A 20896-nucleotide genomic window follows, 5' to 3' on the forward strand; every position below is an offset into this window, starting at 1 on the left:
CGCTGACTATCCGCCCACGATCCAGCCCACGCCAAAGGCCACCACGGCACAGACCGTGCCGACGAGCACGGTCTCGCCAACGCTGCGCCAGAGCCGTTCGCCACTGGCATGCCAGCGCAAGAGCCCGAGCAGAACCAAAGCCACGCCGGTGGCGAGGATCGACAGCCGGGTCGTGGTCGGTGTCGCGTCAAGCAGCAGGTAGGGGATGAGCGGGACCGCCCCGAAGGTGATGAAGGCGACAAAGGTAAAGGAGCCGTTGCGCGCCGGGCTTTCGCCGTCGGGGTCGCGCAAGCCGGTCTCCTCGGCGAGGATCATCTCGGCCAGCACCTGCGGATGGCGTGTGAATATATCGCTGGCATCCGCCGCATCCTGCGGCGAGAGGCCCTTGGTTTGCAGGATCTCGGTCAGGCGCGCGCCCTGATGGTTCGGGGTTTCCAGGCTGCGGCGGCGTTCTTCGGAGCGGCGGGTACGGTAGAGGTCATGCTGGGCGCGCAGCGACAGGAATTCGCCGAGGCCCATGCTGACCCCGTCGGCGAAAAGGTTGGCGAGGCCGAAGAGCAGCACTGCGATGGCACCCACCTCGGCCACGCCTTCGGCCTGCGCCCCGGCAAACCCGGCGACGATGGCGAAGGTGGTGACGATCCCGTCTGTGCCGCCATAGACGATCTGCTTGAGATATTCCTGAACGCGCCCGAAGCGCGGATGGGTGGGCGCGGGGGCCTGCCTGGTCATGGGATGCCTGTGCGTGCTGGCGCGTGGGTTTTGCCAGCATAGGCGGGCAGGTTTGGCCTGCAAGGACAAAGAGTGATAGTTTCTGCTTGCGGAAGCCTGCGTGGGGCATAACTTTGATGTATGAATATCACCTTGCGACAACTCACCTATTTCAAGGCGCTGAGCGAGCAGCGCAATTTCGGGCGTGCGGCGGAGGCGGTGAACATCTCGCAACCCGCGCTCTCTGTGCAGATCCGCGAAATGGAGGCGGCGCTTGGCGCGAAACTGGTGGAGCGGCGGGCCCGCGACGTGGTGCTGACGCCATTCGGGCGGCGCATCCTGGATCACGCCTGCCGCGTGCTGGACGAAATGCAGGGTCTGGCCGAGGCCGCGCGCTGGCAAGGCGGGCTGGCGGGGCGGCTGTCGCTCGGGATCATTCCGACGATTGCGCCCTATATCCTGCCCGGCGTGCTCGAGGTGCTGCGCAGCCGTGACATTTCGCTCGATGTGCAGGTGCGCGAGGCGCGCACCGAGCAGCTGATCGCCGAGGTGCAGAGCGGTCAGCTCGATGCTGCGATCATGGCGTTGCCGGTGCCTGCCGACGGGCTGGAGGCGCGGGCGCTGTTCAAGGACCGGTTCCTGGTGGCGGGCAGCACGGCGCGACTGGCGGCTCTTGGACAGGGGGCGGAGGCGCTGCGCCCGATGTCGCTGACGCATAGCCCGCTGTTGCTGCTGGAAGATGGCCATTGCCTGACCGATCAGGTGCTGGAGGTCTGCGGGCGGGGCCGCGGCCATGCGCAGATCGACATGGGCGCGTCATCGCTGGGCACGTTGTCGCGGCTGGTGGCGGCGGGGTTCGGCCTGACGCTGATGCCGGAACTGGCGGCGGCGACCGAATCGCGGGCCGCGCCGGGGATGCAATTGCGCCGTTTTGCGTCGCCGGAGCCCTATCGCGAGGTCGCGCTGGTGCGGCGGGCGAGCACGGAGGACGCCAGTTGGTTCGGGGAATTGTCCGATCTGTTGGGAACGGTCGGCGGCGGATTGGTCACACAGGCGCGCGATGCCAGCGAGGCGGCCCGCACCAAGGGTGACGCGGGCCTTTGACACTTGGAACACTCACTCACAAGCGATGGCACTCGTTACCCGTATTGCATGCACCGGAATGCGGCCTTGCATCACTGGCACTCACCATCACCATGACTTATACTAAAGAGACCTTACCAAATCATTCGCGGGGAAAAATTCGTGCGCGATCTCAAACTGCCCGCCGGGCGCCACCCCGAAAAGGCGCATCGGCCCGACAATGCCCAACCGAAGAAACCCGACTGGATTCGCGTCAAGGCGCCGACCAGCAAGGGCTATTTCGAGACCCACAAGATCATGCGCGAGCACAAGCTGGTGACGGTCTGCGAAGAGGCGGGATGCCCCAATGCGGGCGAATGCTGGGCGCAGGGGCACGCCACGATGATGATCATGGGCGAAATCTGCACCCGGGGCTGCACGTTTTGCAACGTCGCCACCGGCAAGCCGCAGGCGCTAGATGTATTCGAGCCGGGGCGCGTGGCGGACGGGGTGCAAAAGCTGGGGCTGAATCACGTTGTGATCACCAGTGTCGACCGTGACGATCTGGAAGATGGCGGCGCGGAACATTTCGCCCAGACCATCCGAGCGATCCGGCACCGCACGCCCGGCACCACGATCGAGATCCTGACGCCGGATTTCCTGCATTGCGACGACAGCGTGCTGGAGACGGTGGTGGCGGCGAAACCGGATGTGTTCAACCACAACCTCGAGACCGTGCCGGGCCTTTATCCATCGGTGCGTCCCGGGGCGCGCTACTTCCACAGCTTGCGGCTATTGCAGCGGGTAAAGGAGCTTGATCCGACGATGTTCACCAAGTCGGGGATCATGGTCGGACTGGGCGAGGATCGGCAGTCGGTGCATCAGGTGATGGATGACATGCGCGCGGCGGGCGTGGATTTCCTGACTATCGGACAATATCTGCAACCGACGCCCAAGCATCACGTTCTGGACCGGTTCGTGCACCCGGATGAATTCGCGGCCTATGAAAAGGCAGCCTATGGCAAGGGGTTTTTGATGGTGTCGGCCACGCCGCTGACGCGGTCAAGCTATCACGCGGGCGATGATTTTGCGCGCCTGCAGGCGGCGCGCAACGCCAAGCTGGCGTAAGCGGGGTTAGGGCAGGAGGGGGCGCTGCCCCCGTCGCCTGACGGCGACTCCCCCGGAATATTTCCGGCAAGATGAAGCGGATGCAGAAAGGGCCGGTCGTGGTGACCGGCCCTTTTTGTTGTCGTATGGTTTGGGTTCAGCGGCCCCAGGTACGTACCGGACCGCAATCCATGTGGACGAAGTTGGAGCCGGAATATTTGCCGACACCGCCGCCGCCGCAGGCCACGCCCGCGCGGTAGATCTGGCTGACCGATCGGCTTCCGAGACGCAGATCGGCGGCCTCGCCGATCAGGTGGCGGGAATTCTTGGCCACTCCGCGCGAGCGCGAGCGCAGCATCGCGTTGGTCTTGGGGCTGCGATAGCCGCTGAGCAGGGTGTAGGGCTCGCTCGCGTCAAGCAGGTTGTGGCTGGCGGCCATGATATCGATGGTGCGGGTGTCAATCACCTTGATGTCGTTCGTGCGCCAGTCGCGCATGAAGAGCGTGATCTCGTTGAGCGCCTCGCGGATATATTCGCCCTCGATCCAGTAGATTGTATCGAGCCGTTCACCGGTGCGTGGCGAAACCATGCGCAATCGTCGAATATCGCCGGCGCCGCGCAGGAAGCCTGCAGCCAGGCTGAATGTCGGAGCTGCGGTGAGCGCCGTGGCCGCGAATGCGGTGAGTATCCCACGGCGAGAGATGCCAGTCGAGCTGAATTCTGTCATGTTTTCAAGCGCCTGTCCCGTCGCCTACCTGATGGCCGCTGTCCCGCGACCTTCGATTTCATCCCCAGATGCCCGGATTGTATGACATAACGAGAATCATCAACCAAGCCCCCAATTGACATATTGCGTGAGGATCAAGTCATTTCGGCGGGATTTCGCGCATGCGTGCCCGGATGTGACCGATTTGCGCATAGCGTGCCCCGCGCGCGACAGTCTCACGCGGATATGCTTGAATGTGACACCAAAAGGTTAGGAAAAAATTGAGGTTGGACCGTGTTCCTGATTAAATCAGAAGAAGGAAGCCGTGAATTGTGAGGGTATTATGATCGGGTCGTTGTCACGTAGACTGTTTACTGCTGTCCTGGCGTGTTTTGTCATGACGGGCGCGGGCGGGCAGGCCGCCGAGCCGCGCAGCATGGCCTTTCGTCAGGCCGTGGCCGAGGCGGCGGCGCAGGACCGCGATCTGGCTGCCTATTACCGCGACACCGACTATCGCCCGCTCTGGACTGGCGAGGGAGAGGCGGATCGCGCGCGGCGCGCGGCGCTGGTGCGAACTCTCGCCAATGCCGGGCTGCACGGCCTGCCCGAGGCGCGCTACGATCTCGACGGATTGATGTCGCAGATGGTGGCGGCCCGCTCGCTGCGTGACCTTGGGATGATCGAGGTGGCGTTGAGCCGGGCATATCTGGATTATGCGCGCGATGTGCAGTCCGGCGTGCTTGAGCCCGCACGCGTTATCGGCGATATCAAGCGCGAGGTGACGGACCGTGCGGCGACAGAGTATCTGACCGAGGTCGCATCGGATGCGCCGATCAGGGTGATGCGGGCACTGCCGCCCAGGACAAATGAATACGCCCGGCTGATGAAGGAGAAGTTGCGCCTCGAGCGTCTGATCGAGGAGGGCGGCTGGGGACCTGCGGTTCAGGCCGAAAAACTTTCGCCCGGCGATGGCGGGGCTGCGGTGATCGCGCTGCGTAACCGTCTGGTGGCGATGGGCTATCTGCGGCGCAGCGCCAGCAGCCAGTACGATGGCACCATCCAGACCGCCGTGCAGGATTTCCAGCGCGATCACGGGCTGGAGACTGACGGTGTTGCCGGTCCCTCGACGCTGAGCGCACTGAATCGCAGCGCCGCCGAGAGGCTGCAAGCGGTGATCGTCGCGATGGAGCGCGAGCGCTGGCTGGCGCGGGATCGGGGTGCGCGGCATGTGCTGGTCAACCTCACCGATTTCAGCGCGCGCATTCTCGACGACGACGCAGTGACCTTCCAGACCCGCGCCGTCATCGGCAAGAATTCAGGTGACCGACGCAGCCCGGAATTTTCCGATGAAATGGAGCACATGGTGGTCAATCCCACCTGGCATGTGCCGCGCTCGATCGCCGTCAAGGAATACCTGCCGCAGATGCAGCGCAATCCGAATGCTGCGGGGCATCTCAAGCTCTACAATCGCAACGGTCGCGAGGTCAGCCGGGGCGCGGTCAATTTCGGGGCATATAACGCGCGCAATTTCCCCTTCGCGATCAAGCAGCCGCCTTCACAGCGCAACGCGCTCGGGCTGGTGAAGTTCATGTTCCCCAACAAGTACAACATCTACCTGCACGACACACCGCAAAAGGCGCTGTTCGACCGCGAAAAGCGGGATTTCAGCCACGGCTGCATCCGCCTGCAGCAGCCGTTTGATTTCGCCTATGAGTTGCTGTCGCCGCAGGAGGCGGATCCGGAGGGATATTTCCATTCAGTGCTCGGCACCGGACGCGAAACCTATGTGCAGCTGGAGCAGCATGTGCCGGTGCATATCATCTATCGTACCGCCTTCACGCAGGCGCAGGGGCGTGTGCAATACCGCGATGACGTCTATGACCGTGATGCGCTGATCTGGGAGGCGTTGCGCAAGGCAGGGGTTTCTCTGGCGGCGGTTCAGAGCTAAACACCACCTCGGCGAAAGAGGTGGCGCATGAGCTTCAGCATTGAGCAGGTGGCCACGGCGCTCGGCGCTCAGGCGTTTGGTGCCCTGGATCTTGTGGTCGACGGCGTGGCCGAACCGGCAGGTGCGGGACCACGCGATCTCGCGCTTGCGATGCGGCTCGATTATGCCGGGGACCTGCGACAGGGACAGGCCCGCGCGGCGCTGCTCTGGTTTGGGGCCGACTGGCAGGCGCTCGGGCTCGAGGCCGCGATCCTCGCCCCGCGTCCGCGTCATGCGCTTGCCGGGCTGACCCGGATGTTCGATCCCGGGCAGGGCTGGGATCTGGGCGTTCACCCTACAGCGGTGATTCATTCCGAGGCGCAGCTTGGTCGTGACGTGTCGGTCGGTCCGCTCTCGGTGATCAGCAGCGGCGCGCAGATCGGCGACGGATCGATCATCGGGCCGCAGTGCTTTGTCGGGAATGATGCGGTGCTGGGTGCGGCGGCTTTCCTGCGCGAGGGGGTGCGGATCGGCGCGCGCGTGTACATCGGGGCGCGGTTCATCGCGCAACCCGGCGCGGTTGTTGGCGGCGACGGCTTTTCCTACGCCACGCCCGAGGTGTCGCATGTCGAGGTGGGCCGCGACACGCTCGGGCAGGGCGGCGCGGGCACGGCGCAAAGCTGGGACCGTATCCATTCCCTGGGCGGTGTCCGCATCGGCGACGATGTGGAGCTTGGGGCCAATTGTACCATCGACCGGGGCACTATCCGCGACACGGCCGTGGGCGATGGCACCAAGATCGACAACCTCGTGATGATCGGCCATAACGTGACTATCGGGCGCGACTGCCTGATCTGTGGCCATGTCGGAATTGCCGGGTCGGTGCGGATCGGCGATCATGTGGTCCTGGGCGGCAAGACCGGCGTGTCAGATAATGTGCGCATCGGCGACAACGTGATCACCGGCGGTGGCACCATTGTTCTGTCGAATATACCCTCGGGTCGGATGATGCTGGGCTATCCGGCCATGCCGATCGACAGGGCGGTTGCCAGCTTCAAGGGGGTCCGGCGTCTGAAAAGATTGTTTCAGGATGTCGCCGACCTTAAAAAAACAGTTACAGACCCGACGCAAAAGACCTGAAATCGGCCGCAAGGCCAGCAGTGAGAAAGACCCTAGCCATGAGCAGCATTCAGGACCGTGTCATCCGAATCATCGCCGAACAGGCGGTGCTGGAACCCTCAGACGTCACCCTCGACAGCACGTTGGAGGATCTGGGCATCGACAGCCTCGGCCTCGTCGAGAGCATCTTTGCCATCGAGGAGGCGTTCGACATCTCGGTGCCGTTCAACGCCAACGAGCCGTCGCAGAGCGACTTCGACATTTCCTCGGTGCGCAGCATCGTCGCCGGGATCGAACGGCTGATTGCGGAGCAGTCATGAAGCGGGTGGTCATTACCGGGGCTGGCACGATCAACGCTCTGGGCCATGACGTGCCCGCCACGCTCGAGGCGATGCGCGAAGGCCGCTGCGGCATCGGTGATCTGGAGTTTCGCGACGTCGAACGGCTGTCGATCCGCATCGGCGCTCAGGTCAGAGATTATGATCCAGAGACCGAGTTCAACCGGCAGCAACTAGCGCTTTATGACCGGTTCACGCAGTTCACGCTGATCGCCGCACGGCAGGCGATCGCGCAGGCGGGGCTCAATTTCAACGGCGAGTTGGCGGCGCGGGCGGGGGTGATCCTGGGCAATTCGGGCGGCGGCATGACCACGCTCGACGAGAATTACCGTTCGGTTTACGAGGAGGGCAAGAACCGCGTGCATCCCTTCGTGGTGCCCAAGCTGATGAACAACGCCGCCGCCTCGCACCTGTCGATGGAGTTCAACCTCAAGGGCCCGTCCTTTACTGTCTCCACCGCCTGTGCGTCGTCAAATCACGCGATGGCGCAGGCGTTTCAGATGGTGCATGGCGGGATCACCCCGGTGATGGTGACGGGGGGGTCTGAATCGATGCTGTGCTTTGGCGGGGTCAAGGCGTGGGAGGGCCTGCGTGTGATGAGCCGCGATGCCTGCCGCCCGTTCTCAGCCAATCGCAACGGCATGGTGCAGGGCGAGGGGGCGGCGATCTTCGTCTTCGAGGAGTTGGAACATGCCCGCAAGCGGGGGGCCGAGATTCTGGCCGAGGTGGCGGGGTTCGCCATGACCTCGGATGCCTCGGACATCGTGATGCCCTCGAAGCAGGGTGCCGCGCGGGCCATCCAGGGGGCGCTGCGCGATGCCCGGATCAACCGCGAGGAGGTGGGCTATATCAACGCCCACGGCACCGGCACGGCCGCCAATGACAAGACCGAGAGTGCTGCGGTCGCGGATGTGTTCGGCGTGCATGCCGACACGCTGATGATCTCGTCGACCAAGTCGATGCATGCGCATCTGATTGGCGGCACCGGGGCGGTGGAATTGCTGGCGTGCATCATGGCACTGCGCGACGGGATTGTCGCACCCACCATTGGCTATGAGGAGCCGGACCCGGAATGCGCGCTTGACGTGGTGCCCAACGTGGCGCGCGAAGCGCGGGTCGAGGTCGCGCTCAGCAATGCCTTTGCCTTTGGTGGGTTGAATGCGGTGCTGGCGTTGCGGCGGTTCGGGGCGGGGGCCTTGTGCAACCCTTGAGGTGCAGCACCAAAGCGCGGCTCAACTCTCAAACTGCAATGTCGGCTCAGAATTCGACCCATCTCCCCACGTGACGTGGCGCCCGGCCTCTTCAAATTGCGCGGGCCATGGAATCGCGTGCCGCGGTCCTGCCGCGCAGTGCCGAGGGGCTCTGACCGGTGTGATGCAGGATGAAGCGCGAGAAATAGGCGGCGCTGCCGAAGCCGAGGCTGGCAGCGATCTGGCCCACCGGCAACTCATTGGCCTCAAGCAGGTCGCGCGCCGCGTGCAGGCTGCGTTCGGTCAGCATGTCGGCGGCTGTGAGACCCGAGACTTGCTTGCAGACCCGCGTTAGATGGGTCGGCGTCACGCCGAGTGCCCGGGCATAGACTGCCATCGATCGCCCGTTCTGGAAATCGCGTTCGATCAGGGCGGCATAGGCGCGCACCAGCCGTTCTCCCGCCGTCGCGCGTTCGGTTTCCTGATGGTCGATCATGGCGCGCCGCAGCCAGACGCTGACCAGATTGGCCTCGGCATTGAGCGCCTCATCCATAAAGGGGCGGTGGCTGTTCTGTTCGCGCTGCATCGCCTCGAAGATCGCCGTCAACTCGTTCTGGCGCGCGACATCGCGGATGCGCAGATGCTGCGGCCCGTCGGGCATTGGCACGGCCCCGCCCGAGGGCACCTCGCAGACCAGACCAAAGCCGGATTTGCCAAGTTCGAGCGAGAACATCGTGCCTGCCGGAATGGCCAGCGCATTATGCACGCCTAAGCCACGCCTGACCCCCTCAATCACCGCGATGCCCTGCCCGCGGGTGATCCAGACAAGCGCGTGATGCGGACAGGAGTGTTGCAGCGCGGCGCGCCAGTCGACACCTTTCGCCCATTGCACCACGGTCATGACTTGCGCGTGTGGCATATGGCGGATTTCCCGAGAATAGTCGCGTTTGGACTAGTCTTCGCACGATTTCGCCGCGATGTCAGGGAAAAACTGCGAAAAATCTAAAGCGTCTCGGCAGCGATCCGCTGCCAGCCGCGCATCCGGGCCCGAAACCAGCTGCGTTGGCGCTTGGCATATTGCCGGGTGGCGGTGGTGGCGGCATCACGCGCGGTGTCGAGGGAGATCTCGCCGCGCAGATGGGCCACCAGTTCCGGTGCGCCAATTGCTTTCATCGACGGCAGCCTCGGGTCCCACTGGACGAGATTGGCGCGCACCTCTTCGAGCGCGCCCGCCGCCAGCATTGCGTCGAATCGCCGGGCGATGCGGGCGTTGAGCCAGTCCTTGTCGGCCTCGACCAGAAGGGCTGTGCAGGCAGAGATCGGCAGCACCGGTGGCGGGGTCGTGTCTTGCCAGGCGGCAAGGCCCCGGCCGGTGGCCTGTTGCACCTCCCAGGCGCGCTGCACGCGCATCGGGTTTTGCGTGTCGATGCGGGCGCGGGTGGCGACGTCGATTCCCTTGAGCAGCGCGTCGATGCCCTGGCCCGCGCGCAGGCGGTCGGCCTCGGCGCGGATCGCGGGCGGCGTGGTGGGGATCTCGGCAAGCCCCTCGGTGAGTGCGGTGAAATAGAGCCCGGTGCCGCCCACGATGATCAGGCGGTCGGAGCCGTCGAGCAGGTCCGCCACCTCGCGCAGCCAGTGGCCCGCCGAATACGCCTCGCGCGCGCCGACATGCCCATATAGCCTGTGCGGCAGGGCCGCCTCATCCGCCGCATCGGGGCGTGCCGACAGAATGCGCCAGTTTTCATAGACTTGCAGCGCGTCGGCATTGACGATCACCCCGCCCTGCGCCCGTGCGATCGCCATGGCGAGCGCCGATTTGCCGCTTGCCGTCGGGCCCGCGATGAGAACGGGGCGGGTTTGGTCGATGTCGGATGCCGCATCCATCCTCCCGCGTTACCCAAGATGGGCGTGTTTGACGAGAGACATTTCGAGCGGTTTCCCGCAGCACCTTGGTTTTCAGCGATTGCACCTGCTGTCCATTTGCGACATTTTGCGACCAACCCGAAATTCAGCGGAGATCGCGATGACAGCCCCCGACAGCCCAAAGCCGAGATTCAGCCGCGTCATGCTCAAGATCTCGGGGGAGGCGTTGATGGGGGATACAACCTACGGTCTGCATCCGCCCACCGTCGAGCGGATCGCGCGCGAAGTGAAGATCGTTCACGATCTCGGCGTGGAGATATGCATGGTGATCGGCGGCGGCAACATCTTTCGCGGCTTGCAGGGGTCCGCGCAGGGGATGGAGCGCACCACAGCCGACTACATGGGCATGCTGGCGACGGTGATGAACGCGCTCGCCATGCAATCGGCGCTGGAGAAGCTTGGCGTCTATTGCCGGGTGATTAGCGCCATTCGCATGGACGAGGTGGCAGAGCCCTATATCCGCCGCCGCGCTGTCCGGCACCTGGAGAAAAAGCGTGTCTGCATTTTTGCGGCAGGCACCGGCAACCCCTATTTCACCACCGATACGGCGGCGACGCTGCGTGCCAATGAAATGGCCTGCGAGGCAATTCTCAAGGGCACCAAGGTGGATGGCGTTTATGACAAGGATCCGATCAAGCATGCCGATGCCAAGCGGTTCGAGCAGGTCACCTATGACGAGGTTCTGGCGCAGCACCTGGGCGTGATGGACGCCTCGGCAATCGCGCTGGCGCGCGACAATAACCTGCCGATCATCGTCTTCTCCCTGGACGAGCCGGGCGGCTTCAAGGGCATTCTCGCCGGCGAGGGGATCTATACAACCGTGCATGGTTGAGGCTAAACAAGGGGCAAGAGGCAGCCCGCAAGAAGGACCGAACGACATGGCTGACGATATCGAAATCGACACGGGTGATCTGGAACGCCGGATGGAAGGGGCGATGAATTCGCTCAAGACCGAGTTTGCCTCGCTGCGCACGGGCCGGGCCTCGGCCTCGATGCTGGAGCCGGTTCAAGTCGACGCCTATGGCCAGATGACGCCGATCAACCAGGTGGGCACTGTGAATGTGCCCGAGCCGCGTATGGTCACCATCAATGTCTGGGACAAGGGCCTGGTCGGTAAGGTCGAGAAGGCCATTCGCGAGAGTGGCCTCGGGATCAATCCGCAGCTCAACGGCACGATCATCATGCTGCCGATCCCCGAGTTGAACGAGGAGCGCCGCAAGGAGTTGACCAAGGTCGCCTCGCAATACGCCGAACATGCCCGCGTGGCGATCCGTAACGTACGCCGCGACGGCATGGACAAGATCAAGAAGGCCAAGGGCGACGGCATGTCCGAGGACGATCAGAAGTTCTGGGAAACCGAGGTGCAGGATCTGACTGACCGCTTCATCAAGCTGGTCGACGAGGCGCTGGAGCATAAGCAAGCGGAGATCATGCAGGTCTGATGATGGAAGGCGCGCACATGGCCAAGTCCAAGCCCGCAGGCGAGGGGCCGCGTCATGTGGCGATCATCATGGACGGCAATGGAAGGTGGGCGCAAAAACGTGGCCGACCGCGCCTGTTCGGCCATCACGCCGGCGCGCGCCGGGTGCGCGAAATCGTCCAAGCCTGCCCGGGGCTTGGTGTCAAGTATCTGACTATATTTGCCTTTTCGACTGAAAACTGGCGCCGGACACAGACCGAGGTGGCCGGGCTGATGAGCCTGTTTCGCCGCTACATCATGAAGGAAATGCAAGAGTTTGTGCGCGAGAATGTGCGCGTGCGCTTCATCGGCGACCGGCCCCGCCTTGATGCCAAGCTGCGCGGTCTGATGGATGAGGCCGAGGCGATGACTGCCCATTGCACCGGCACCAACCTGACCATCGCGCTCAATTACGGCGGCCGCGACGAGGTCTCGCGCGCCACGCAGCGGCTGGCACGGGATGTGGCCGAGGGGCGGCTCAGACCCGAGGATGTCGATGAGGAGACGCTGCCGCGCTACCTCGATACCTGTGTGCTGCCCGATCCCGATCTGGTGATCCGCACCAGCGGCGAGGCACGAATTTCCAATTTCCTGCTGTGGCAGTCTGCCTATGCGGAATACGAGTTCATCGACACGCTCTGGCCCGATTTCACGCCTGACATATTTGCGTCTTTGCTGGCGCAATACGGTGCGCGCGACAGGCGGTTCGGGGCCGTTCCCGCATGAGTGCTGCCGCCCGATGGTACGATCTGGCCCCGAGAATGATCTCGGGACTGGTGATGGTGGCCGTGGGCGCAGGGGCGATCTGGATCGGTGGCGGGGTCTTTGCTGGGCTGATCGCGGTGCTGGCCGGGCTGATGGTCTGGGAGGGCGCGCGCATGTTTGCGGCCCCCGACGCCCTACGCTCGGGCCTGCTGGCGGCGGTCGCGGTGGGGCTGGCGCTCTGGCTGCCGGGCCTTGTGGTGCTGCCGCTCCTGCTGGCGGTGGCGCTGGTCACGGTGCGGGCGGTTGACAGTGAGCGCGGGCCGTTCTTTGCACTCACGCTCTGGGCGATTCTGGGCTGCTACGCGATGGGTCTGCTGCGCGCCGAGGCAGGCGCGGTCTGGGTGCTGTGGCTGGTCTCGATCGTGGTCGTCTCTGACGTGGCGGGCTATTTCGCGGGGCGCAGTCTGGGAGGGCCGAAATTCTGGCCGCGCGTCAGCCCAAAGAAGACATGGTCGGGTACCGTGGCGGGCTGGATCGGGGCCGGGATCGTGGGCGCGCTGTTCGCCGTGTCCACGGACGCGGGGCTGGCGCTGATCCCCGTTTCTATCCTCGTCGGATTTGCCGGGCAGATGGGCGATATCGCCGAGAGCGCGGTCAAGCGTCTGCGCGAAGTCAAGGACAGTTCCAACCTCATTCCCGGTCATGGCGGCCTGCTCGACCGGTTCGATGCGATGCTGGGGGCGGCGCTGGTGGTGGTGATCCTGTGGGCGCTTGGCCTGATGCCGGGGGTGGTATGAAACGGGTGTCCATTCTGGGGGCGACCGGGTCGGTCGGGCAGAGCACGATTGACCTCATTCGTCGCGATCCCGCAGCCTATGACGTGGTGGCGCTGACCGGCGGCGGCAATGTCGCGCGGCTGGCGGCGGATGCCCGCGCGCTGCGCGCCGATCTGGCGGTGGTGGCGCAGGAGGATCTATTGCCGGACCTGCGCGCAGCGCTCGATGGCTCTGGGGTTGTGGCCGCCGCCGGTCGCACGGCCCTGATCGAGGCGGCACGGCGCCCCGCCGATTGGGTGATGTCGGCCATCGTGGGCGCGGCGGGGCTGGCCCCCGGTCTGGCGGCGCTGGAACAGGGCGCGACGCTGGCGCTGGCCAACAAGGAATCGCTGGTCACGGCGGGGCCGCTGCTGATGGCGACGGCCAAGGCGCATGGCGCGCAGATCCTGCCGGTGGACAGCGAGCATTCGGCGATCTTTCAGGCGCTTGTGGGCGAGGACCCGGCGGCGGTGACGCGGGTGATCCTGACCGCCTCGGGCGGGGCGTTGCGCGACTGGCCGCTGGAGCGGCTGGCGGCGGCGACGGTATCAGAGGCGTCGAGCCATCCCAACTGGGACATGGGGCAGCGGATCACCATCGATTCGGCGTCGATGTTCAACAAGGCGCTGGAGATGATCGAGGCCCGCGAATTCTTTGGGTTTGCCCCGGGTCAGATCGAGGTTCTGGTACACCCGCAATCACTGGTGCATGCGCTGGTGGGCTTCTGCGATGGCGGGCTGATGGCCCATGTCGGCCCGCCGGACATGCGCCATGCCATCGGTTATGCGCTCAACTGGCCCGACCGGCGCAGCCTGCCGGTGGCGGCGCTCGATCTGGCGGCGGCGGGGACGCTGGAGTTTCGCGCGCCCTGCGAGACGCGCTATCCAGCGCTGCGGCTGGCGCGCGAGGTGATGGCGGCGGGAGGCCTCTCGGGGGCGATCTTCAACGCCGCCAAGGAACGCGCGCTCGATCATTTCATCGCCGGGCGGGTGCGCTTTACCGATATGAACGCGATTGTCGAGGACACGCTTAGCGGTCTTACGGCGCGCCCCGAGGCCTGTTGTGACGATCCGACCCTTGATGTGGTGGCCCATATGGACCATTTGGCAAGGAATGAGGCCGACCGGGTGGCCATGAAGCGAAAAATTTAGGGACAGCACGTGGATATACTGACTTTCCTGCCGCAATTCGGCAGTGTTTTCATGACCATACTGGCCTTCATCGTGGCCCTTTCGGTGATCGTGGCGGTGCATGAATACGGCCATTACATCGTCGGGCGCTGGTCCGGCATCAAGGCGGAGGTGTTCTCGCTCGGCTTCGGCCCGGTGTTGTTTTCGCGGATGGACCGGCATGGCACGCGCTGGCAGATGGCCGCATTGCCGTTTGGCGGCTACGTGAAGTTTCTCGGGGATTCCGACGCGGCGAGCGGCAAGGACGGCGCGGCTATGGCCGAGTTGCCGCCCGAGCGGCTACGCCAGACCATGCACGGGGCGCCACTCTGGGCGCGCACGGCGACGGTGGCCGCGGGTCCGATTTTCAACTTCATCCTGTCGATTCTGATCTTCGCGGCGGTGATGATGTCCGGAGGCAAGGCCGCCGATCCGCTGACCGTGGGCGAGTTGAAGCCGCTGCCGGTCGAGGGGGTGACGCTACAACCGGGCGACGAAATCCTGGCGGTCGCCGGCACATCATTGCCGGATATCGAGAATGGTGAGGTCTATGACGCGTTTCTCGACACGCTGCCGATGCGCGCGCTGCTAGAGTACGAGGTGCGGCGTGCGGATGACCGCGTGACCGCGCAGGGCCCGCATCTGCTGCCTCCACTGGTGGGAGGCCTGTCGCCGCAATCGGCGGCGTTCGATGCTGGGCTGAAGGCGGGCGATGTGATCACCGCCGTGAACGACCGGCCCGTCGTGGCATTTTCGGAACTCAAGGAGATCGTCGAAGGTTCGAACGGTGCCCCGCTCGCGCTGACCATGTGGCGACCTGAAAGCGGCCCCTATGAGACAACGCTGACCCCGCGCCGGGTGGACGAACCGCAGCCCGAGGGCGGATTCAGGACCGAATGGCGGATCGGGGTGGCGGGGGCCATGGCCTTCGAGCCCGCGACCGAGGCGCTCGGCCCGGTCGAGGCGCTCGGCGGTGCGGTGACGCAGACCGGCCAGATCATTCAGAGCTCGCTTTCGGGGCTGTATCACATGGTCACTGGGGCGATCAGCAGTTGCAACATGTCCGGCCCCATCGGAATCGCCGAAGTGTCGGGCGCGATGGCCAGCCAGGGCGCGCAGAGCTTCATCTGGTTCATCGCGGTGCTCTCGACCGCCGTGGGGCTTCTGAACCTCTTCCCGGTGCCGGTGCTCGATGGCGGGCATCTGGTGTTCTACGCCTATGAGGCCGTCGCCGGTCGCCCCCCGAGCGACCGCGCGTTGCGGGTGTTGATGTCGGTGGGGCTGACGCTGATCCTGTCGCTGATGCTGTTCGCGGTGTTCAACGATCTCTTCTGCCCATGAAATGTGCCCGCTTGGCGGAGGGCGGAATGTGAGTACTTGTGGAACGGAGACGGGCAGGGGGTGTGTTTGCCGCCTGGTTGATTTATCCTGTCGTGCAACGAGACCGGGGATCGGCGGATGAGCAGGATCATGCGAATATGGCTGATGCGGCTGGCGCTGCTGGTCTGTGCCTTTAGCGCGCAGGCGCAGGAGGCAGGTTTCAGCGGTCTGGCGCGGCTCGATCCGGCGCGCAGCGCGATCACCGATGCGGGCGGCGGGATCGAGGTGACGCTGGCACTGTCGCAGGGCGTGCCCTGGCGGGTGTTCACCCTCGACGATCCGGCGCGGCTGGTGCTCGATTTCCGCGAGGTGGACTGGCAGGGCGCGGGCGCGGGCGATCTGATCGACGGGCAGCGCGCGCTTGGCCTGCGGCTGGGGCAGATCCGGCCTGGCTGGTCGCGCATGGTGGTCGATCTCGCGGGACCGCATGTGCTGGAAGGGGCCGGGCTGCGCGTCGATCCGCAGAGCGGCATGGCGCTGTTGCAACTTCGTCTCGGGGAACCGCATCCGCAGACCTTTGCCGCGCAGGCGGGCGCGCCCGATGTGCCGGGCTGGGACCTGCCCGCCGCCGCGCCGCAGCGCGTGGCACCACCTGCGGACGATGGCGCGCTTCGGGTGGTTCTTGATCCCGGCCATGGCGGCATTGATCCCGGTGCAGAGGTGGACGGCACTCAGGAAAAGGACCTGATGCTGCGATTCGCGCGCGAGTTGAGCGAGGTGCTGTTGCGCGCGGGTGGGTTTGAGGTGGTGCTGACCCGCGATGCCGACGAATTCGTCAGCCTCGAGCGGCGCGTGGCGCTGGCGCATCGCGCCGGGGCAGATGTGTTTGTATCGCTGCATGCCGATGCGCTCTCGGGGGCGCGGGCGTGGGGGGCCTCGGTCTATACCTTGTCCGACAGCGCCTCTGATGCCGCGAGTGCCGCGCTGGCCGAGCGCCACAACCGCGCCGATATCCTGGCCGGAGTCGATCTGAGCGGGAAGGATGACGTGGTGGCCGATGTGCTGATGGACCTGGCGCGGATGGAGACGCAGCCGCGCGCTGATCATCTGGCGCGGGTGCTGCTCGACACGTTTCGTGCCGCCGATCTTCCGCTTCTATCGCGGCCGCAGCGGCATGCCGGGTTCTCGGTGCTCAAGGCGCCGGATATCCCGTCGGTGCTGATCGAACTGGGGTTTCTCTCCAGCCCGCGCGATCTGAAGAACCTGCGCGATCCGACATGGCGGGCGCGGGTGGCCGAGACCCTGCGCGATGCGCTGGGCGCGTGGCGCGATGCCGATGCGGCCCGTGCCGGGCTGGTGCGGCAATGAGCGGGGCCGCGCCAATCCTTTTGACCCGTGCCCCGCCGACGCCTATATGGGTCGCATTCATCCAGCGGGGGTGCGCGTGTTTCGACCGATTCTGAGCCTGTTCGGCACTGTCTTCAGCCTGATCACCCTGATCGTGGTGATCGTCGGGCTGTCGATCGGCGCGATTCTGCACATCTACGGCAAGGATCTGCCGAGCCATGAGAGCCTTGCCAATTACACGCCCCCCACGATCAGCCGGATCTATTCCAGCGAGGGGAGAATCATCGACGAATTCGCCCGCGAGCGGCGGCTCTTCACCCCGGCCGAGGATATTCCCGATCTGGTGAAACAGGCCTTCATCAGTGCCGAGGACAAGAATTTCTATGAGCATGGCGGGTATGATGCCGTGGGCATCGCCTCGGCCATTGTCGATGCTGTCAAGTCGCGCGGGAGAAACGTGCGCGGCGCCTCAACCATCACGCAGCAGGTGATGAAGAATTTCCTGCTCTCGGGCGACCGGCGGCTGGAACGCAAGATCAAGGAGATCATCCTCGCCACCCGGATCGAGGAGACGCTGAGTAAGGAGCAGATCCTCGAGCTTTACCTGAATGAGATTTTTCTTGGCCAGAACAGCTATGGCGTCACTGCGGCCGCGCAGACCTATTTCAACAAGACGCTGCGCGAACTCGCCCCGCATGAGGCCGCCGCGATCGCCGCCATGCCAAAGGCTCCGAGCGATTACCATCCGGTTCGTGAGAAAGAACGCCTGCTGGACCGACGCAATTTCGTGCTGCGCGAGATGTGGGAGAACGGGTATCTGACCGAGGCGGAATATCGCGCGGAGCGCGAGGCCCCGCTGCGCTCGGTGCAGAACGGAGATTTTGCGCCGTTCAGCGCCGATCTGCCGCCGCGCGATTACTTTACCGACGAGATCCGCCGTCAGCTCAGCGAGGATTTCGGCGAGGGCGAGTTTTTTTCGGGCGGGCTGTCGGTGCGGGCTACAGTCGATCCCGAGATGCAGGGCAATGCCGCCCGCGCGCTGCGCCGTCAACTCGAGCAGTATGACCGAGGGCGGGGGCGCTGGCGCGGCACCGGGCTGAGCCTTCCGCAGGAGGCTCTGGCCTCGGAGGACGCATGGCGCGCCGCGCTGGCCGACTTGCGGGTGCCGAGAGATATCGAATTGAACGGGCAATGGTATCCGGCGGTGGTGCTGGAGACCGGCGATCAGGTGATGCGTATCGGCATCGAAGGCGTCGAGGGCGTGCAGGAGGTGCCGCGCACCGATATCGCCTGGCTGCCCGGCGATTTCCATGAGACGTTTGACGCAGGCGACGTGGTTCATGTGCGTCGCATGACAGAGGACGGGAGCGGCGATTTCCTTCGCTGGAGCCTACGGCAGGTGCCCGAGGTCGAAGGCGCGTTCATGGCGATGGATGTCAACACGGGTCGCGTGCTGGCGATGCAGGGCGGGTTTTCCTACCAGCATTCGGTGTTCAACCGCGCCACCCAAGCGATGCGCCAGCCCGGCTCATCCTTCAAGCCCTTCGTGTATGCCGCTGCGCTCGACAGTGGCTATTCGCCGGCCACGATCATCATCGACGCGCCGATCGAGATCGACACGCCGCAGGGTCTGTGGCGGCCGCGCAATTCGTCGAACAAATATTACGGCCCGACGCCGCTGCGCACCGGCATCGAGCAATCGCGTAACCTGATGACCATCCGCCTTGCGCAGGAGGTGGGGATGGACGTGATCGCGGATTACGCCGAACGCTTTGGCGTCTATGACAACATGGGCAAGTTTCTGGCGAATTCGCTTGGCTCTGAGGAGACGACGCTGTTCAATATGGTCGCGGCCTATGCGATGTTCGCCAATGGCGGTGAGCGGGTGCGTCCCAGCCTTGTAGACCGGGTGCAGGACCGCTATGGCCGCACAACCTATGCACAGGATCAGCGGCAATGCGTGGATTGCGACGATCCCACCCTGCCCGAGGGCCGGGGCCCGCGCATCGTGTCGGATCGTGAGCGGGTGATGAACGCGGTCACCGCCTATCAGCTCACCTCGATGATGAAGGGCGTGGTGGATCGCGGCACCGCATCGGGCGTGATCGACCTGCCGGTGCCGGTGGCTGGCAAGACCGGTACCACCAACGATGCGCGCGATGTGTGGTTCGTGGGCTTTACCAGCAATATCGCGGCCGGGTGCTATATCGGCTACGACCAGCCGCGCGGCATGGGGCGTGGGGCCTATGGGGCGTCGCTCTGCGGGCCGGTGTTTCAGGAATTCATGACCGACGCGGTGGCCAAATATGGCGGCGGTCCCTTCGAGGTGCCGCCCGGCGGTCAATTCATCAAGATCGACCGATTCAGCGGCGCGCGTCTGCCCGATGATGCCGAAGGCGCGAACGTCGTGGCCGAGTATTTCCGCGACGGCGAGGAGCCGATCTTCGGGGTGGCCTATGACGGCGGCTTTGCGATGGGCAACGATCTCGATCTCTATAGCGCCGGTGAAAACGAGCAGGTGCGCGATGTCACCACCTCGACCGGCGAGAAGGCGCAGGTCGGCGGCAAGGCGACCTTCGGGTCGATGAGTTCGGGTGGGCTATACTAGGGCAGGGGTCCGGGTGTTACGATGGGGCGTTATGGCCCGGCGATCGCTCGGCACCTCCGGTGCGTTTCCCGCAGGATGCAGCAACGGCAGCAACAGGCCAGAGTCGGCCTCAATATGCCCGTGATGCCCGTCCCTGTGACGACGCGCTGCCCTTGCCCGGCCCGCCGCGCTGCGGTATCACCCGCATCTGAGCAGGCAAGGACAGATCAGACAATGCGCGCCGAAACCCAGACCCTCGTTTCCGAGATCGAAAAATCGCTGGAGTTGTTGCGCCAGCGATTGGGGTGGGAGACCGCCCAACACCGGCTGGAGGAATTCAATGCCCGGGTCGAGGATCCCACGCTCTGGGATGATCCGGGGCAGGCGCAGAAACTGATGCGTGAGCGGCAGGCATTGGTCGATGCGCTGGAGACGCATGACAACATCAAGCAGGAGATGGAGGATCAGCTTGGCCTGATCGAGCTGGGCGAGATGGAGGACGATGTCGAGGTCGTCGCCGAGGCCGAGGCCGCGTTGCGCACGCTGGCCAAGGTCGCCGCCGCCAAGGAACTTGAGGCGCTTCTGGATGGTGAGGCGGATGCCAATGACACCTTCCTCGAGATCAACGCCGGTGCAGGCGGCACCGAGAGTTGTGACTGGGCGTCGATGCTGGCGCGGATGTATGTCCGTTGGGCCGAAAAGCGTGGCTATTCTGTAGAGTTGCAGTCGGAATCAGGGGGCGACGAGGCGGGGATCAAATCCGCCGCCTACAAGATCAGCGGGCACAATGCCTATGGCTGGCTGAAATCGGAATCGGGCGTGCATCGGCTGGTGCGTATTTCGCCGTTCGATTCGGCGGCCAAGCGGCATACCTCCTTCTCGTCGGTCTGGGTCTATCCGGTGGTTGACGACAATATCGACGTCGAGGTGAACCCGGCCGATATCCGCATCGACACCTATCGCTCGTCGGGCGCGGGCGGGCAGCACGTCAATACGACCGACTCGGCAGTGCGGATCACCCATATTCCGACCGGCATCGTGGTGACCTCGAGCCAGAAATCCCAGCACCAGAACCGCGATATTGCCATGAAGGCGCTGAAATCGCGGCTCTACCAGCAGGAATTGGACCGCCGCAACGCCGCCATCAACGAGGCGCATGACAACAAGGGCGATGCCGGTTGGGGCAACCAGATCCGCTCTTACGTGCTGCAACCCTACCAGATGGTCAAGGATCTGCGCACCGGGGTCGAGACCTCGGACACCAAGGGCGTGCTCGACGGTGACCTCGACCAATTCATGGCCGCCACATTGGCGCAGAATGTCAGCGGCAAGAGCCGCGCCGAGGCACAGGGGGACGATTGACCGCTCTGTCGCCCGTGCCTAGGGTGGGCGCAAATAATTTTCGTGATTT

Annotated in this window: 19 protein-coding genes; 15 read left to right on the plus strand and 4 right to left on the minus strand. The window is 64.6% G+C overall.

The window, feature by feature from the left end; genetic code table 11:
* Nucleotides 1-6: 6 nt before the first annotated feature.
* Nucleotides 7-732, minus strand: coding sequence for a VIT1/CCC1 transporter family protein (locus tag BHD06_RS01950; protein ID WP_080455280.1), 726 nt, complete (start codon nucleotides 730-732; stop codon nucleotides 7-9).
* 120 nt (nucleotides 733-852) lie between these two features.
* On the opposite strand from BHD06_RS01950, the gene BHD06_RS01955 reads away from it, so the two are divergent.
* Together BHD06_RS01955 and lipA are read left to right on the plus strand one after the other, a co-directional pair.
* On the plus strand, nucleotides 853-1815 hold the full coding sequence (locus BHD06_RS01955) for a hydrogen peroxide-inducible genes activator (RefSeq protein ID WP_080455281.1): 963 nt from the start codon (nucleotides 853-855) through the stop codon (nucleotides 1813-1815).
* 141 nt (nucleotides 1816-1956) lie between these two features.
* The gene (gene lipA, locus BHD06_RS01960) at nucleotides 1957-2901 is read left to right on the plus strand and encodes a lipoyl synthase (RefSeq protein WP_080455282.1); all 945 of its coding nucleotides are present in this window, start codon (nucleotides 1957-1959) and stop codon (nucleotides 2899-2901) included.
* Between the two features lie 136 nt (nucleotides 2902-3037).
* On the opposite strand, the gene BHD06_RS01965 is transcribed toward lipA, so the two are convergent.
* Nucleotides 3038-3607, minus strand: coding sequence for a DUF882 domain-containing protein (locus BHD06_RS01965; protein WP_080455283.1), 570 nt, complete (start codon nucleotides 3605-3607; stop codon nucleotides 3038-3040).
* 376 nt (nucleotides 3608-3983) lie between these two features.
* Between BHD06_RS01965 and BHD06_RS01970 the strand changes: the two genes are divergently transcribed.
* The 4 genes from BHD06_RS01970 to BHD06_RS01985 are packed head-to-tail and all read left to right on the plus strand — an operon-like array spanning nucleotide 3984 to nucleotide 8181.
* On the plus strand, nucleotides 3984-5534 hold the full coding sequence (locus BHD06_RS01970; protein ID WP_254892274.1) for a murein L,D-transpeptidase: 1551 nt from the start codon (nucleotides 3984-3986) through the stop codon (nucleotides 5532-5534).
* A gap of 27 nt (nucleotides 5535-5561) precedes the next feature.
* On the plus strand, nucleotides 5562-6653 hold the full coding sequence (locus tag BHD06_RS01975) for a UDP-3-O-(3-hydroxymyristoyl)glucosamine N-acyltransferase (RefSeq protein WP_080455285.1): 1092 nt from the start codon (nucleotides 5562-5564) through the stop codon (nucleotides 6651-6653).
* A gap of 38 nt (nucleotides 6654-6691) precedes the next feature.
* Nucleotides 6692-6952, plus strand: a complete 261-nt coding sequence (locus tag BHD06_RS01980; RefSeq protein ID WP_080455286.1) for an acyl carrier protein — start codon at nucleotides 6692-6694, stop codon at nucleotides 6950-6952.
* Complete coding sequence (locus tag BHD06_RS01985; protein ID WP_080455287.1) at nucleotides 6949-8181, plus strand: beta-ketoacyl synthase; 1233 nt, start codon at nucleotides 6949-6951, stop codon at nucleotides 8179-8181. The genes BHD06_RS01980 and BHD06_RS01985 overlap by 4 nt, the downstream gene beginning before the upstream one ends.
* 91 nt (nucleotides 8182-8272) lie before the next feature.
* On the opposite strand, the gene BHD06_RS01990 is transcribed toward BHD06_RS01985, so the two are convergent.
* Nucleotides 8273-9079 (minus strand): AraC family transcriptional regulator, encoded by an 807-nt coding sequence (locus BHD06_RS01990; protein WP_080455288.1) that lies wholly within the window; start codon nucleotides 9077-9079, stop codon nucleotides 8273-8275.
* Nucleotides 9080-9162: 83 nt separating this feature from the next.
* Nucleotides 9163-10044, minus strand: coding sequence for a tRNA (adenosine(37)-N6)-dimethylallyltransferase MiaA (gene miaA, locus BHD06_RS01995; protein ID WP_080455289.1), 882 nt, complete (start codon nucleotides 10042-10044; stop codon nucleotides 9163-9165).
* A gap of 139 nt (nucleotides 10045-10183) precedes the next feature.
* Between miaA and pyrH the strand changes: the two genes are divergently transcribed.
* From pyrH to prfB, 9 genes are all read left to right on the plus strand, one after another.
* Nucleotides 10184-10915: a UMP kinase gene (gene pyrH / locus BHD06_RS02000; protein ID WP_080455290.1), complete on the plus strand. Its 732-nt coding sequence runs from the start codon at nucleotides 10184-10186 to the stop codon at nucleotides 10913-10915.
* 46 nt (nucleotides 10916-10961) lie between these two features.
* Complete coding sequence (gene frr / locus BHD06_RS02005) at nucleotides 10962-11525, plus strand: ribosome recycling factor (protein WP_080455291.1); 564 nt, start codon at nucleotides 10962-10964, stop codon at nucleotides 11523-11525.
* Nucleotides 11525-12268: an isoprenyl transferase gene (locus BHD06_RS02010; protein ID WP_376764834.1), complete on the plus strand. Its 744-nt coding sequence runs from the start codon at nucleotides 11525-11527 to the stop codon at nucleotides 12266-12268. Before frr ends, BHD06_RS02010 begins: the two co-directional genes overlap by 1 nt.
* On the plus strand, nucleotides 12265-13044 hold the full coding sequence (locus BHD06_RS02015) for a phosphatidate cytidylyltransferase (RefSeq protein WP_080455292.1): 780 nt from the start codon (nucleotides 12265-12267) through the stop codon (nucleotides 13042-13044). The genes BHD06_RS02010 and BHD06_RS02015 overlap by 4 nt, the downstream gene beginning before the upstream one ends.
* A complete protein-coding gene (gene dxr, locus BHD06_RS02020; protein ID WP_080455293.1) occupies nucleotides 13041-14213 on the plus strand; it encodes a 1-deoxy-D-xylulose-5-phosphate reductoisomerase in 1173 nt (390 codons plus the stop codon). The genes BHD06_RS02015 and dxr overlap by 4 nt, the downstream gene beginning before the upstream one ends.
* Nucleotides 14214-14222: 9 nt before the next feature.
* Nucleotides 14223-15572, plus strand: coding sequence for an RIP metalloprotease RseP (rseP, locus tag BHD06_RS02025; RefSeq protein ID WP_080455294.1), 1350 nt, complete (start codon nucleotides 14223-14225; stop codon nucleotides 15570-15572).
* Between the two features lie 117 nt (nucleotides 15573-15689).
* Nucleotides 15690-16919, plus strand: coding sequence for an N-acetylmuramoyl-L-alanine amidase (locus BHD06_RS02030; RefSeq protein WP_139784611.1), 1230 nt, complete (start codon nucleotides 15690-15692; stop codon nucleotides 16917-16919).
* Nucleotides 16920-16995: 76 nt separating this feature from the next.
* Nucleotides 16996-19506: a penicillin-binding protein 1A gene (locus tag BHD06_RS02035; RefSeq protein ID WP_080455563.1), complete on the plus strand. Its 2511-nt coding sequence runs from the start codon at nucleotides 16996-16998 to the stop codon at nucleotides 19504-19506.
* A gap of 213 nt (nucleotides 19507-19719) precedes the next feature.
* On the plus strand, nucleotides 19720-20847 hold the full coding sequence (gene prfB, locus BHD06_RS02040) for a peptide chain release factor 2 (RefSeq protein ID WP_080455296.1): 1128 nt from the start codon (nucleotides 19720-19722) through the stop codon (nucleotides 20845-20847).
* The last annotated feature ends 49 nt before the right edge of the window (nucleotides 20848-20896 follow it).

It is taken from the genome of Roseovarius sp. A-2 (genome assembly GCF_002072155.1).
In the GTDB taxonomy this organism is placed as follows: domain Bacteria; phylum Pseudomonadota; class Alphaproteobacteria; order Rhodobacterales; family Rhodobacteraceae; genus Roseovarius.